The 14,926-nt window shown below is 61.2% G+C and carries 10 protein-coding genes and 2 pseudogenes; 4 read left to right on the top strand and 8 right to left on the bottom strand.

Annotated elements, in window-relative coordinates; all coding sequences use genetic code 11:
- The 5 genes and pseudogenes from Q319_RS0118720 to hsdR form a co-directional block, all read right to left on the bottom strand.
- Positions 1 to 245 (bottom strand): annotated as a pseudogene (locus Q319_RS0118720) (IS4 family transposase); the annotation flags it as partial.
- Positions 246 to 319: 74 nt separating this feature from the next.
- Positions 320 to 1,348, bottom strand: coding sequence for a restriction endonuclease subunit S (locus tag Q319_RS26470; protein WP_081846160.1), 1,029 nt, complete (start codon positions 1,346 to 1,348; stop codon positions 320 to 322).
- Positions 1,341 to 3,083, bottom strand: coding sequence for a type I restriction-modification system subunit M (locus Q319_RS0118715; protein ID WP_029483970.1), 1,743 nt, complete (start codon positions 3,081 to 3,083; stop codon positions 1,341 to 1,343). The genes Q319_RS26470 and Q319_RS0118715 overlap by 8 nt, the downstream gene beginning before the upstream one ends.
- Before the next feature lie 6 nt (positions 3,084 to 3,089).
- On the bottom strand, positions 3,090 to 3,731 hold the full coding sequence (locus tag Q319_RS0118710; RefSeq protein ID WP_029483969.1) for a hypothetical protein: 642 nt from the start codon (positions 3,729 to 3,731) through the stop codon (positions 3,090 to 3,092).
- A gap of 8 nt (positions 3,732 to 3,739) precedes the next feature.
- Positions 3,740 to 6,100: an EcoAI/FtnUII family type I restriction enzme subunit R gene (gene hsdR / locus Q319_RS0118705; protein ID WP_029483968.1), complete on the bottom strand. Its 2,361-nt coding sequence runs from the start codon at positions 6,098 to 6,100 to the stop codon at positions 3,740 to 3,742.
- Between the two features lie 602 nt (positions 6,101 to 6,702).
- On the opposite strand from hsdR, the gene Q319_RS0118700 reads away from it, so the two are divergent.
- Positions 6,703 to 6,975, top strand: coding sequence for a hypothetical protein (locus tag Q319_RS0118700; RefSeq protein ID WP_029483967.1), 273 nt, complete (start codon positions 6,703 to 6,705; stop codon positions 6,973 to 6,975).
- Positions 6,976 to 7,392: 417 nt separating this feature from the next.
- On the opposite strand, the gene Q319_RS0118695 is transcribed toward Q319_RS0118700, so the two are convergent.
- Positions 7,393 to 10,221: a helicase-related protein gene (locus Q319_RS0118695; protein WP_051655550.1), complete on the bottom strand. Its 2,829-nt coding sequence runs from the start codon at positions 10,219 to 10,221 to the stop codon at positions 7,393 to 7,395.
- A complete protein-coding gene (locus tag Q319_RS28785) occupies positions 10,206 to 10,892 on the bottom strand; it encodes a hypothetical protein (protein ID WP_245619364.1) in 687 nt (228 codons plus the stop codon). Before Q319_RS28785 ends, Q319_RS0118695 begins: the two co-directional genes overlap by 16 nt.
- Positions 10,893 to 12,146: 1,254 nt before the next feature.
- Here Q319_RS28785 and Q319_RS28780 point away from each other — a divergent pair.
- Positions 12,147 to 12,401 (top strand): hypothetical protein, encoded by a 255-nt coding sequence (locus tag Q319_RS28780; protein WP_245619362.1) that lies wholly within the window; start codon positions 12,147 to 12,149, stop codon positions 12,399 to 12,401.
- 138 nt (positions 12,402 to 12,539) lie between these two features.
- Here Q319_RS28780 and Q319_RS29180 read toward each other — a convergent pair.
- Positions 12,540 to 12,974 (bottom strand): annotated as a pseudogene (locus Q319_RS29180) (TerB N-terminal domain-containing protein); the annotation flags it as partial.
- 649 nt (positions 12,975 to 13,623) lie between these two features.
- Here Q319_RS29180 and Q319_RS0118660 point away from each other — a divergent pair.
- Together Q319_RS0118660 and Q319_RS28775 are read left to right on the top strand one after the other, a co-directional pair.
- A complete protein-coding gene (locus tag Q319_RS0118660) occupies positions 13,624 to 14,517 on the top strand; it encodes an integrase repeat-containing protein (protein ID WP_029483960.1) in 894 nt (297 codons plus the stop codon).
- A 172-nt stretch (positions 14,518 to 14,689) separates the two neighbouring features.
- Positions 14,690 to 14,926, top strand: a 237-nt coding sequence (locus Q319_RS28775) for a type IV pilin protein (protein ID WP_034415806.1), incomplete at its 3' end; no start/stop codon positions are given.

Below are 14,926 nucleotides of genomic sequence, written 5' to 3'. Positions count from 1 at the left end.
AAGAAATCGTCGTTCAATTTCGGGTCCTGTATACACCGTCCCAGACGCTTCTTCTTGGCTTCTGGGGAGCTGGTCCCAGGCATGGCCTGGGACCACTGCTGTTGATTGGTAGAGCGTTGCTCGATCAGCGAACACATGGCGTCTTCGACGCGTTGCAAGGTATCGCGTCGCAAAAAGGGGAAGCGCTCTTTCAAGAGCTGGGCAAACTTGATCGCGTCGATTTGGGCGGCTTCTTCGTGTCTCATAACTCCAAGAAGCCGCCTTTCGCCGTCCCAGATGACAACCAAATGCTCAAATGTCAAAAATGCTGTTCAGGACGCTATTGAAATCGAGTTGTCCGGTACTGAACCCCTAATCCTAAAGTTGGCACACCTGTATTATCGTTCATTGTTTCGAGTAAATATCTAATGAATTCCCGGCTTCTCAAGAGATGAAGCAAATAACTACTATCAAGCTTGCTGGATTTTATTTTAATGAGACATAATGTATGGGTCATTGCTAGCCTTGATGCTGACGGATAACGTCTTGCATAACCTATTTTTCCCTTACGTGCAAAAATAATATCCTCCGATGAGGGATTAAATTTGCCAAGTGTTTCCTCGAAGAAAGATCGGGGAACCTTCTTAGCACTTGTTGACTCTATGTCATCAAGTCCAACAAAATTTGTGGTTGAGATGATGTGTACGCCTTCTTCTGTGTACTCAGGATAACGATGAGATGGATTTGGATCAATAATATCAACTAAATCACCAAGCAGTTCGCCTTGGCCGATGATAAATTTAGAATCTCCGGTTAAATTTGTAAGGTGTTCTGTGATTTTTCTGATTTCGTCTCGCAAACCCTGTGCTTCCTCCACCTTGTCCAGCAGCTCTTTCACGCGGGCGATGATGCGCCGCTGCTCAGGCAAGGGCGGGAGAGGGATCTCGGCAGCTTGAAGATGCTTAGGCCGTACAGCCGCGTAACCAGTTGTCCCTTGCGCTCCTGAGTTGAGTTGTTTCTCAAGGTAATTAGCTTTGAAAATCAGTTCTAACCACCCTGGAATTACCCGTGTGTGGTCTATATCGAATAGAAAGAAATGGCTTGTGCAAAGTGCACCACTTCCCTCTAAAGGAACCAGGCCGATAGCGCCTTTCTTACCCCAGATTTCAGAAAGGATTACCTGTCCTGCCTCCGCGAGCTGATGACGCTTCATTTTGAGGTCTGCTCCGTTGACGGGGGTATCTGGTGTAACGCCTCGGCCATAAAGTTTTACTGAAACCTTCGAATATATGCGCGGCTCGGGCTCGGCAACGTAGTTTACGTCCTGTTCGAGAATCTCGCCGAGACTCACTCGTTCCCATTCAGGCATGAACGGCTTCCCCCTGTTCTAACTCGGTCTGCAACTCTTCCAGCAGCGTCAGAATGCGTCGCTCCTTGCTCAAGATGTCGGCTAGCAGTTTCCCAGGCGGCTGATGTTCCAAGTCTGGCGCGACGTTGGGATTCTTGCTGTCCAGGTTGAAGACAGGCCAGTACGCGGCATCGCCCTGAGTCTGGGCATCACGTGCGCTTTCTAGTTCTTGTTTCTCCTGATCAAGTAGAGTCTGCTTCTCCCTCTCCCCGACCGCCCCCTTGGCTTTTGCGGCTGCCTGGTTGGCGCGAGTTGTTGCGGCCTGGGCAGCCTGCCACAGTGGCTCCGCAACCTGCTTGGCACCCTCATGCAACTCGGCCCATGGCACCCGCCATGCTTGTTCGCTCTCTTCCCTGTTGGACCACCACGCGAGCAGAGGAGCGAATTCTTCAAACTGCACTGGCCTTGTTTTGGTGTAGTTTTTTTGTCCGGTGGGCAAGGGGTGTTCGTAATACCAAATTTCCTGCGTGGGCTCGCCGCGCTCAAAGAACAGGATGTTCGTGGGGATCGAGGTGTATGGCGCAAAGACCCCGCTGGGCAGCCGGACGATGGTGTGTAAGTTGAAGCCCTCTAGCATTTCCTGCTTGATGCGGGCACCTACACCTTGGGCGAAGAGAAAGCCGTTGGGAACGACGACGCCTGCCCGTCCACCTTTGTGGGCAGCCACCGGACGGCGCAGCTTGCGCATGATCAGTTGCATGAACAGCAGCGCCGTTTCCCCGGTGCGTTTGTCGGCGGGAAAGTTGTTCTGAATGCCCTTTTCTTCCTCGCCGCCGAATGGGGGGTTGGCCAGGATCACGTCCACCCGGTCGCGGTCCCCCAGGCCAGCCAGGTTGTGGCGCAGGCTGTTGCCACTGTCGATCTGCGGCGATTCCAGGCCGTGCAGGGTCAGGTTCATCTGGGCCAGCAGGTAAGGCAGCGGCTTGGCCTCGCCGCCCAGCACGCTGCGCGTCTGCAAGATTTCGGTGTCGTCGGTGGTCTTGACCTGTCCGCGCAGATGCTCAAAGGCCTCCACCAGAAAGCCGCCCGTCCCGCAGGCGGGATCCAGCACAGTCTCGCCCAGATGCGGGTCCAGCGCCTTGACCATAAAGCGCACCACGGCGCGGGGCGTGTAAAACTCGCCCGCGTCCCCGGCGGCGTCGCGCATCTCTTTGAGCATGCCCTCGTACAACGCGCCCAGCGTGTGGCTCTCGTCGCTGGACGTGAAGTCCAGCGTATCTAGCTTCTGCACCACCTCTTTAAGCAGATAGCCATCGATCATCCGGTTCTGAACGCCTTTAAAGATCTCGGCCACCACGGTGCGGCGGTCACGGCTTCCCTCGCCCTGCAGGTTGCGGAGGTAAGCCAGCAGCCCGGGGACGTCCTCGCCAGGCGTGAACTCGTACTTTTCGTTGTTGATGAACTTGAGCAGGTCATCGCCCTGAAGGTCACTGCGCGCCCAGCCCCGCCAGCGATACATGTCGTGCAAAATCGGGGTGTAGGGCCGCCCCTCGAACGCGGCCTCGGCCTCGTGGCCTTGTTCCAAGTCGTCCAGGAACTTCAGAAACATCAGCCACGTCAGCATTGGCAGGCGGTCAGCATCGCCGCTGAGGCCCTTGTCCTTGCGCATGATGTCGCGCACGCTCTTGATGACGCTGGAGAGGCGCTGGGCGGTGGAGGGTGCGACTTTGGATTTTGTTTTAGAGGTGCGGGTCATCGCTGCTCAGTCTGCCGCCTGCCCGGTGTTCTGCATAGCTTCGGGCAGGGGCAGCTCAGTCAGAAAGTCCAGCCAGACGTGCAAAAAAGCCGAGAGGGCATCGACTTCCAGGGTGATGAGTTCATAGTCTGAAAGCTCGAGACCTTGCGCTTTGGCCCGCTTGTCAGTTGGGTTTGATCCGAAGGTGAGGTTGGTGATCCGTTTTGGATCAAATCCCGTATAGATGTTGCCGTGGGCGAGGGCGTTGCGAAGGACGCGGAAAAATTCCCAGGTCTGGTAGTCCTCTGGAAAACTGCCGTAAGCCGCCACATTAAATTCAGTGGGCCGCGCTTGCACCTTGAACTGCACACCCGCCTGGAGAACCGACCAGTAGCGACTTTGCGTCAACAGCGCATTCTGGTCGGCATCGAAGACTGCACTCGCCTGTTCAAATTTCTGGCGCTCTGGATGGGAGACGTCCGTGCCATTTCTGAGTTTGTTTTGCTGTAGACGCTCTCTTGGAATGGTCAGGACCGCCGAAGCCACGCACAGCATCGTGGTGACCGAGCGGTCTGGCAGCCCGCGCCGCAGCCGCTCTTCCGGGTAGGTTTCAAGGAGTTCGCGGCAACGGGCGGGAAAATCCTTGATGAAGCTGGTGTACTGTCCCATGGTTCACCTCACGCGTAGATCAGTCTGGGCAACTCATCCAGCGCTTGCCGCAGCTTATTCTGGCCGCCGAAGGCCCGTCCGACTTCGCTGAAATTCATGTGCTTCGTGGCGGGCAGCACCTTGAACACCTCTATGCCGCCCAGCTCGTTGATGCCATGTTCGGCGTACTGATCGAGCAACTGGTCCAGGATGGTCTGCGCCACTGGCCCATGAGTGGTGTAGAGGTCCTCTTTGTGGCTTTTGGCCGCCTCTGCCCTTTGTTTGCGCGTTTGCAGGGGGCCGCCAAAGGCCAGGTGGCACAGCAGGTCAAAGGGGTCACTGTCCTCGCGGCCCATGACCTGCTCCAGATGTTTTAAGACCACGCCGCGCTCCTCCAAAGCCTCGATGATTTTCTGGCGTTCGCGTGGATCAGGATCAGCCCACTGGTCACGAAACTCCTCGGCGCTCATGTACAGGCTCCGGAGCTGGTCTGCGGCGTAACTGGTGAACTTCACGGTGCGGAGTTGTTTGCCCTGGGCGTCGAGTTCCTGCACCACCTCGTGCAAAATCTTGACCTGTACGCCGTCCCGGATCACCAGTTTGCGCGGTTGCCCCTCGTCATCGTTTTGCAGGCTGGCCTGGCCTGTGGGATACGGCGCGCCATCCTCGAGCTGTGCTTCCGTCACCGTCTCTTCCTGCTTCGTTTCACCTTCCTCGCTCATGGTGATGTCGGTGGTGGAAACCGGTGGGCCATCGAAATCTGGGTCAGCAAAGTTGATGGTGGCGCTGCCGGTGTAGTCGATGATGGTGAAGAACAGTTTGCCGTAGTCCTCGCGCACCCGGGTGCCGCGCCCGATGATCTGCTTGAATTCCGCCATGCTGCCCACCACCCGGAACAGCACCACGTTCTTGACCATCGGCGCATCGATCCCGGTGGAAAGTAGCCGCGAGCTGGTGAGGATCACTGGCGTCTTTTTTTCCACATCCTGGAAGTTTGCCAGGTGGCCTTTTCCGATGTCGCCTTCGTCGGCCACCACGCGCGCCACATAGTCAGGATGCTGCTTCATTTGTTCGGGCAGCAGCTGGGCGATGGCCGAGCGCATTTGAAGGGCGTGCTCTTGGTCCACGCAGAACACCAGCGTTTTATCCATGATGTCGGTGGAGCGCAGGTAGTCCACCAGATGCCGGGCCACGGCCTGGGTGCGGGCCTCAAGCGAGATGGACGTTTCAAAATCTTTGGTGCTGTAGACCCCATCTGGAATTTCGCGCCCGTGGGCGTCGAGTTGCCCTGGAGTGGGCCGCCAGCCCACCGCGTCGACATCGGTGACGACCCGGCGCACCTGATACGGCGCCAGAAAACCGTCCTGGATGCCCTGGGCCAGGCTGTACTCGTAGATCGGCGCGCCGTAGTAGTCGTAGGTGTCACGGGTGTCCTGGCGCAGGGGCGTGGCGGTCATGCCGAGTTGGATGGCCGCGCCAAAATGGGTCAGGATGGCCCGCCAGGAACTCTCCTCGCTCGCCGATCCCCGGTGGGCCTCGTCCACGATGATCAGGTCAAAAAAGTCGGGCGGGTACTGGCGGTACAGGCCGGGCCTCACCTCGTCCTCGGCCAGCGCCTGGTAAGTAGAAAAGTACATGTCACGGCTCGTGTTGACCACGCCGCCCTCGATTTTGTGGCGCGCCCCCTTGAACGGCGCAAATCCCTTGTCCTTGGGGTCATCCACCAGAATGCTGCGGTCGGCGAGAAACAGGATGCGTGGGCGGCGGTTCATGCCGCTCAGGTTCCAGCGTCCCTGCCACAGTTTCCAGGCGATCTGAAAGGCGATCTCGGTCTTGCCAGTTCCCGTCGCCAGCGTCAGCAGCACCCGCTTTTGCCCCTTCAGAATGGCTTCAGACGCCCGCTGGATGGCGATGGTCTGGTAATAGCGTGGGATCCGGTCCCCCAGGTGATAAGGGATCAGCAGACGGTCCTCAGCTTCCGGCGACAGCCCCCGGTGCGCATGCAGGCGGTTGACCAGTTCCGCTCGCGTCGGGAACGCGTCCAGTTCACGCCCCTGGCCGGTCAACAAGTCATGCTCGACGATGCCGTGACCGTTGGTGCTGTAGGCGAAAGGCAGGTCCAGCACCACCGCGTAGTCGATGGCCTGCTGGAGGCCCTGGCCGGGGGCGAGGTACGCCGCCTTGGCCTCCACCACGGCGATGGGGAAGTGCAGTCGGCTGTACAGCAGGTAGTCCACGCGCTTTTGCTTGCCGCGCTTGGCGTTGCGGCCCTGGACCAGGATGCGGCCGTCGGTGAACGTTTTTTGTTCGCGGATCAGGTCATCGGTCCAGCCGGCGGCCTGAAGCTTGGGGAGGATGTACTGGCGGCAGGTGTCGGCCTCGGTGATCATGAAGTCTGTACCGGGTTGGCCCCCTGGGCAGTCGCGGCGCAGATGCTGGCTGGGATGCCGGGCCGATTTCCTGGAGGGCGACCTGAAACAGGTTTCATGTCTCACAGTGTAGGACGGAAATACTCACTGGAAGCCCACAAATCGTTTTACTTTGCAGCGTTGCCCTGGTCCACTCAAGTTTGAGGGACACAGGGACAGGCGTGGATTTTGACGTCTGAAACACGGTTGTCGCTGTCCCTTTTGTCGTTAACTTCTGAGCCGACGACGGGACACCGCCCCTCAACCTGAGCGATCTGGAGAAAGTAACCTTCGACGAACCGGGAAGTGGTCTGGTCAGCTCACGCCATTGCTGGCGGGGTTCCCTACAAGCTGCGAGGAGCTCTGCAAGTGGGTGCGAGGGGATGTGCGTTTTATGCCGTCCCAGACGCAAAATATGGCATTTTGGCGTGCTAAAGTTTGGCTGCTGGGAACGTTCATTCCGGCGGAGGTCAACATGAATCACTCACCCCACCACCCCACTTTCCGCAACACCGCTCTGCGCGGCCCCGGCGTGCAGTGTGGCCCCCTGAAGGCCGCTAAGGAACCGCATGCCAGTTAGCCCCATGCGCTGGACCCGCGAAGCTCTCGACAGCGTCCCCGACGACATCCTGCGCGACATGACGCGGTACATCGAAGAGGGTGACATTCACGCGTGCACCTGGTTCGTCCGGTATATGCTGCAATGCGATTTCGACAAGGTGGCCACGGGCGGCAGCCCCCGGGAAATGGCGCTGATTGGCGTGACCTACCGCGCGATGCTGCGCGAGATCCCTCAGGGGTGTTACGGTTCAGCAGCGGCAACTTTGCGGTGGCGTGGGCTGCGCAACCTTGACTGATCCGACTCCGAGCCGATCTGACCTCAACTGCCCAGCACTGTCCAGGATCTCTTTGTAACGTCGCCTGCCCCCTGGAAATTCTCCACCTCTCGTGGCAGCCCGTCTGCCACCTCTGGCTAAACCGCCCAGGCGTTTCCGTCTGGGCGTCTTTTTCAGGCCGGGGGTTTTGTGGATCCAGTCCAGGCGCCCGTCCAGGGTCTGCAACGTTGGTCTCCGTCGGTGCCAGCCAGTCCAGTGTCAGCTTTTTCAGAACCTGTTGCATTCCCATAAGGCCCCCAGGTTCCATTCGGGGGGCTCTTGGTCTCCCCTCCCCCTCCCCGTGTCTACGGCCTTTCTCTTGCTTGTGGCCACGAGGGGCGAGGATGGAAACGCCAACTCCAAAAACACGCACCACACCTGACCAGAGAACTGGCCGGATCACGGTCCGTTCTGGCGCTCATCCCCGCTATTCCAACCCATTCCGCTGACGTGGTGGCCCGATGGGTGAAGTTCGTCGGTGGCTCCAGAAGAAAGCAGTGCGTTCATCTGCTGCTCGAAGTCACTCCAGGCTGCGGCGTCCGGGGCGGCGAGGACGTGCTGGTCCTCAGCGGGGCGGAGCAGCCACTCACTGAAGGCTGGCGGGTTGACCTGGATCTGGCCGCCGTCCCGGACCAGCGCCATGTAGCGTTCGCTGAGCGGCAGCCCCCGGTCATCTTGCCAGCGCAGTTGCCCGCACATCACCTGGTCACCGGGCAGCGCGGCGGCCGCGATCTGGCCTCCGAACTCGTAAGCGGCGGCGGCCCTGAACAGTGCGGCGAGAAGCCGCGAGTGGGCGTCGAGCAGCGTGGCCTTGGCCGCGCGGGCCAGCGTGCGGTCAAACGCGATCCGCTGGTTCTGGTTCATCCCCAGTTGCTGCTGGAGGTCCTCGCTGAGCTTGATCTCCCAGACCCGGCCGCTGTAGAGGCGTGAACTCACCGTCACGCCGAGCTGGGCAAACATGCCCTCGACAAAGGCCACCAGATGGTCTTCGCCGATGGGAAGTTCGCCCTTGAGGGCGCTGGGATCGAAGCCGCTGGAGTGACGCAGAAAGTCGTTTTGCTGCGCGGCCATCTGGCGCGCGCGCTCTAGGGCGTCATCGATGCGGGCCTGGGTGCGCTGCGGCGTGTGTCCGCTGGCCTCAGCCAGGATGTCGGCGATGTCGAGAAAGCTGGCGATCTCCCCGACGATGTCCTCTTGCAGCCCGTCCTTGTACTCCTCGGCGACCCCCGCCAGATCGGCGGCCACGTGCTCGAGTCGGTCATACATCCCGAAGAGGATCTCGTCGTCCAGGCTGCCCTGGGTGTTGAGGTTAAAGACCACCACCGGCTTCTCCTGACCATACCGGTAGAGGCGCCCGACGCGCTGGACCAGGCGCATGGGGTTCCACGGCAAATCGTAGTTGACCAGGATATGGCACTTTTTTTGCAGGTTGAAGCCCTCGCCTCCGGCCTCGGTGGACACCAGGAACTGGCCCTCCTCTTCAAAGTGGGCGATGGCTGCGGCGCGCGCCTCAAGATTCTGGCCACCGTTGATCACGTCAACCTTGCTTGGCTTGAGCGCTTGCAGGGCCTCAACCAGATAGTCCTGGGTGCTGCGGTACTCGGTGAAGATCAGCACTTTTTCATCCGGGTTACCCTGCAAGATGGTGGCCACCAGCGCCTGGTTGAAGGCCATCATCTTGGTGTCATTGGCGCGCAGGCCCCGGGCCAGCATGATCAGGTCCTCCAGAAGTTCGGTCTCGCCGCCAAAGAACTCGGTGCGTCCCCCGGTGACGCGCTCCTCGCTTTCGATGAACAGGTCGTCCTCTCGCTCCTCCTCGCTGGCGCCGGCGGCTGCCCGGGCGCTGGGTGCGGCCCCCGCGTCCTCCCGGCCTGCCCACTCCTCTTCAAGCTGGGCGCGTAGGCGGGCCAGGCGGCGGATCAGGGCTTTCTCGATGGCCGCGACGCTGGAGGCGGCGAGCTTGCGGTAGATGGTCATGACGAAGCCAATGGCGCGGCTGGCCTGTCCGCCCTGGCGGCTGGCGTCGTAGCCCTGGCGCAGGTAACGCCGCAGCGCGTGGTCAAAGTCGGCCTCTTCCTGGCCCTGCGGCGCGGCCACCGAGCGGGTCACCTTGCCCTTGAAGATGAAGTTGCCCTGGGCGTCGGTGACGTCAGCCTTGCGGTTGCGGATCACCAGCCCCGACAGGAGCTGGGGTTCCAGACGCAGCCCGGCGATGCGCGCGCGCCACTCGGCCCCGGGCCGCAGCAACTCGAGCAGTGCCTCGAACTTGTCGATTCTTCCCTGGTGGGGCGTGCCGCTGAGCAGCAACACATTCTCACTCATGGCGCGCAGTGTGGCGGCCAAGTGGTACCGCTCAGAGGTGGTGTAGGACAGTCCGTAGAGGCTGCGCGAGAGCCGGTGGGCCTCGTCGAAGACGATCATGTCCCAGCGCCCTGACTGACGCAGCAGCTCCAGGTGACGTTCACTTTTGAAGCGGTCCATGGAGCCGATGACCACTTCAAACAAGGGCCACTGGTCGGGATCGCTGATCTCGAAGTCCTCGCCGTAGACCATGGCCCGGGTGATGCCGAAGCGCTCCCGGAGTTCGGCCTGCCACTGCCGCGTGAGGCCCGCCGGGGTCACCAGCAAAAAGCGGCGCAGCCCACGCTGGCGCAGGGCGGTGAGCAGCAGCCCGACTTCGATGGTCTTGCCCAGGCCCACGTCGTCGGCGATCAGCCAGTTGAGGTTGCCGCTGGACAGGATGCGGTGGACCAGGTGGAGCTGGTGCGGCAGTGGATCGATGTCGACCTGGGCCAGCGCACCGGTGGTCTGGTTCCAGTGTTGCAGTGCGCGGCCCAGTTGCCGCAGCCTGAATTTCTCGGCGTAGCCGGTGGGGGGCGTGACGCCGTGCTGGTACATGGCCTGCGCGCTCCAGATCGGCAGCAGGCCTTCCCAGGGCAGCCAGTGGCGCTCGGAGGGTTCCCAGAACTCGACCAGCGCCTGCTCGCGCCCACCCAGCGTGCGCAGGTCCAGCACGCGGCCCTCGCCCAGGGAAGGCCGCAGGCTGCGGGGCTGCTCAAGGATCATCTGACCGATTTGCAGCCCACAGCGCAGGTGGCGGCGTGCAACCCGCGCGGCGCGCCCATCTCCCCAGGTCACCTGGAGGTGGTCGCCCTGATGGGCGGTGACTGTTCCGAACTGTCCGTCACGGGCATCCAGGACAAAACTGCCGATCACCGGGACAAGCATCTGGCCTCTTGCACGCTCAGCCAGTACTCCAGATCCAGGTCAGGATCGGCCTGCTCCAGAATGGCCCACAGGCGCGGACTGAAGGCAGACAGATGACGCAGGGGCGAGAAGCGTCCACTGTGATCAAGCCGCTCGCAGTCGTAGATTCGCTCGATCAGAAAAATCATCTCCTCGATGCAGGGCATGCCGGCGCAGCGGCGAATCAAGGCCAGCGCCAGATCCCAGGGCAGGCTGTCGTAGCGCGCCGTACGCGGCGACTGAAAATGACTCTGCCCATGCCAGTAGCCGCGCAGTTGCAGCGCGAGTTCAAATTCTTCGGGCGTCATCCCCTCGGAGATCTTTTGCTCGATCTTGCTGAGGAGTTGTCCCCAGCGCTCGCGGTCCAGGTTGTCGGCGAGCAGCACGAAACCACGGGCCCAGTTGTACTGGTCACTGATGCGCACCGCCTCGCGCTCGGCCCGCTCACGCTGGGTCAGGCGCCCCGGTGCTGGCTGGGGTCTTCCTGCCGGGGGCGGCGGTTGACCGGGCAGCGCTGTCCCCGGGAGACGAATCCGCCTTGGTGGCGGCGCGGTGGCGGGCAGGATGCTGGGAACAGGCGCAGGGGACGGCGCTGGCCGCATGGTCGGCGTGGGCATCGGCACCGCCGGCAGACCGGGGAGGGGTGAAACCATTCCAGGCATCACTCCAGGCGGAGCGAAAGAGCCTGGGGCTAACGCTGGAGGAATGGACGGAGTGCGCTGGACGGACCCAGTACGGTCTGGCGTGGGGCTGGGGGGAGGGGTTGCTGGTGCCCTCAGGGACGCTCCCTCAGGCAGACCAGGCGGGGGTGAATCAACTGCGGGCACGGCTCCGGGCAGGGGAAAAGAGGAGGGGGTCACGGCCGCGCTGGAATGGGTCACCGATGTCGGCGGTGAAGCCGTGGGCACGGGCGGGGTCAGGAGGACCAGGGTAGCTAACGCTGGAGGAATGGATGGAGTGCGCTGGACGAACCCAGTACGGTCTGGCGGGGGGCTGGGGGGAAGGGTTACTGGTGCCCTCAGGGACGCTCCCCCAGGCAGACCAGGCAGGGGTAAAACCGCTGCGGACACGGCTCCGGGCAGGGGAAAAGAGGAGGGGGTCACGGCTGCGCTGGAATGGGTCACCGATGTCGGCGGCGAAGCCGTGGGAAGGGGTACGGGTGCATTACGGGGGGCCATGGTGGCTGGCCCCAGAAGAGTCGATGGGGTGCACTGGACAGATCCAGTGCGGTCTGGCCGGGGAGCGGAGGGAACAGTTGCTGATGGCCTCAGGGACGCTTCCCCAGGGAGAGGAGGTAAGGGTGCTGCACCACCCAGTGAGGCCGTCGGCATCGGTGGCGGTGCAGGTCTGGAAGGGTGTTCTGGCTGGGGGGATGGGAGCACTGGTGTGGGCCGGTAAAGATTGGCGTACACCGTTCGTGGGCGCATTCTCTGGGGGATAACGGGGAGGGTCTCGGGCAGTGGGGGGTGCGGCGTGGGCAGCACAGGGACCGGCACAGTCACTGGTACAGCCACTGGAGCAGAGACCGTGATAGAGGACGTTTCAAGCAGCAGGATGCGGGCCGCTTCAGCTTTCACCTCGTCAAGGGTTTCCTCCGGGCGCGCCTCGGATTCTTGGCGCAGCGCGGCCAGTCGGCTGACCTCGGGGGCCACGGTGCGGCGTTGCTGTTCGGCTGGGGGTGGCGGCGGCTGTGTATTCTGAGGGGCAGGCGATGAGGCCTGTAGTCTGGCCTCCTTCCTTTTCTGCTGATCTTCGAGGTACAGGCGCATCGCCTGTTCTTCACGTTGACGCTTGGGGCTCGGTCTGGGCGCCGCTTCTGGTTGATTCTCTGGAAACAGATGGGGGTTCAGGTAGGCCATCAGGGGCGCGTGGAGTTCTGCGTCCTGCAACACCGATATGGAGCCTGCTTGCGCGCGGGCACCATTTTCAGTGAAACGCACCACCCAGGTGAAGAGGTCAAACAGTCGGCCATCCTCGCTGTAAGGCCGCAGAGTGCCGGCGGGATACCAGAAAGTGGGATGTTCAAAAGCGGCATTCTCGAAGGTGCGCCTCATGATGTGCTGGGTCTGTTGTGGGGCCAGATGGAGATAGACCGACTGGCCGGTTTCCACCGTGTAGAAGTCGTCCGTGAGCAGCAGCGCCCGCCGGAACAGATCATCTAACTCAGCCTGGTTGAGGTGATCCTGGTAAAACTTGTTTTGTTTGAGGGCGGTGCCCACCAGGTGATCGAAGACAGCGGCGGGCATGCTCCTGCGGTCGCCGTCTTGGGCCCAGTTGGTCAGACCGAGATCGCCGTCGCTGTAGTGCCCGGACTCAGTCAGCCAACTCTGGGCGGCGGCGTCCTTTAACCGGTGGTAGTGAACGAAGTCGGTGAGCCACGGCGCCAGATAGCGGTCCAGCGTGGGATGCTCCTCGCGGTAAGTCAGCCAAAGGTTGTGCAGGTGGGCGAAGGCCTCGCCGGCCGTTTCAAAGCCGATCCCATTCAGGACCTCATAGACATGCAGGAAAAGGTAGCTGAGGTCGGTAGGAAGGGCTTCGCCAGCACGAAGGCGGGTGCGCCAGAAGTAGTACCAGTCTGCCTGACCGTGGTCCAGGTGATCGTAGGTGATCCAGTAGCTCTGGAGGGGCACGTGGACGCCAGCATCCCGCGTGTGATTCACGTTCTGACGTGCTTGCCACAGGAAGGAACCTGGCGAGGCCTCCTCATTCTGGAGTGCAGACCATCGCCCGGACATATTTATTTGGGTAGGGGCCGGTGCCGGCGAGATCCCCTCTGCTAAATCTGTGTGCAACTCCACCCTGGGAACGTCGGACAGAACCGCGGCGCACTCTCCAGATCCACCGACCGCATCTTGCTGCGGGGGCTGGACCTGATTCGGCTGTGGGGGAACTGGGAGGCTGCTGACTTCCGATTCCGGATCATCGAGCTCAAGCGCCGCGAAGGTTGGTTCTGGCAAGGTGCCGCGCTGGGTGGCGTCACCGTTGATCGCAGGTCGGTCTACCTTGTCCGGCACCCGTGACCCGGACGGTGTTGGCAACTCCCCTCGCTTTTCAAGCATCTCGCGGATTAATTCTCGAAGACCCATGGACCTCCCCAACAGTCTGTCCATTCTACGAATGGGACAGTGCAAAAAGTGCACAGATCTGTGTTCGACTTAGGTGGCCACCGATCCGCGCAGGGTGTGCGGCGACCTACAGTGGTCTGATGCTGTGGACTCTTTGTGGTGTTGTGGGCTAAGGGTACTGGAAGAAGAGAGGAGATCGAGGTGCGCAGTGACATGGATGGGGAACCGCGCTGTAGATCCCATCACTGGGGAGCAGTCCGGGATGGTGTCGGTGCTGGAGTGGTTTATCGGCTGAAGATTCTGTGGAAAACTACCAGACATGACCCGCCTGACCTATCACGAGGCGCGTGAGGCCGTGCAACGCCTGGGCATCTCGACGATTCTCCAGTACCGCGCCCGCTACCGGGAAGTGCCGGGCTTGCCCAGTAGCCCCCCACAAGCATATGAGCCCTCGTGGGAGAACTGGCCAGCTTTTCTCGCGTCCCGCCCACTGAAGTTTCTGCCCATCGCGGAGGCCATGACGGCTGTGAAGCCCCTGGCCATTAAGGATCAGTATGAATATCGGCGGCGCTACAGGGAGCACCCTGGTCTGGCGAGCAACCCGCAGACGTTCTACCCGGACTGGCCCGGCTGGAGCGTGTACCTCGGGAAGAGCAGCGTGAAAGATATCCGCCATAAGCCTCTAGATCTGGCAGCCTCGCAGCGACTGGTGCGCGAACTGGGACTGACCACACGGCAGATGTACAACCGTGTGGCATTTAAGGATCCACGCCTCACGCGTGCGCCGGAGCGCCTGCCAGGCTGGCCTGGATGGGCGGCGTTCCTGGGCGTTGCTGCACCAGAGAAAACCTGGCTGTCGTACGCAGAGTTGAAGGCACTGGTGCAGGCACAAGGGTGGACAGACTCCCGCACGTACCATGCCCGGTACCGCGAACATGAAGGTCTGCCGCAAAGTCCGGAGCGCTTATACCGCGAGTGGGAGGGCTGGGCGGCATTCCTCGCGCCGAAACCCCGCCGGTTCCTTCTATACGCCGAGGCAAGCCGCCTGGTGCACACTGCGGGAATTCAGTCTTTTCGTGATTATGCCGCCGAGTACGACAAGTACCCGGGCCTGCCCAGTACGCCGAATAAGACCTACGCGGGCGAGTGGCACGGTTGGGCGGCTTTCCTTGCAGGGACACATACCCGTGATCATGAAGATGAGTCTTCATGAACCGACCTTCACTGTGAAAGGAGGCTGTAAGAAACGTCTTCGTACAGTTAGCTCAAGCAGGACGGGAGACACCCGCACCTGCAAGCCATAAGTAGGCGGGCCGGACCCATACATAAATTATCCGGCAGGTCGAACGCGCACAAGGAGAACCACCATGAACAACAAGTACAGCATGAAGAACAACACCGAAGGCTTCACCCTGATTGAGCTGCTCATCGTCATCGCCATTATCGGGATCCTGGCTGCTGTGCTGATCCCCAACCTGCTGGGTGCTCAGAAGCGCGCCTATGACACCGGCGCCCAAGCCTGCGCCAAGAGCATTCAGACGGCCCAAGCCACCTACCAGATTGATAATCAGACCTACGCTATAATGGGCAAGACTGCACTTACCACCATCACCAAGACTACG

It is taken from the genome of Deinococcus marmoris DSM 12784 (assembly GCF_000701405.1).
GTDB lineage: Bacteria > Deinococcota > Deinococci > Deinococcales > Deinococcaceae > Deinococcus > Deinococcus marmoris.
This window is presented reverse-complemented; position numbering and strand designations above follow the sequence as displayed.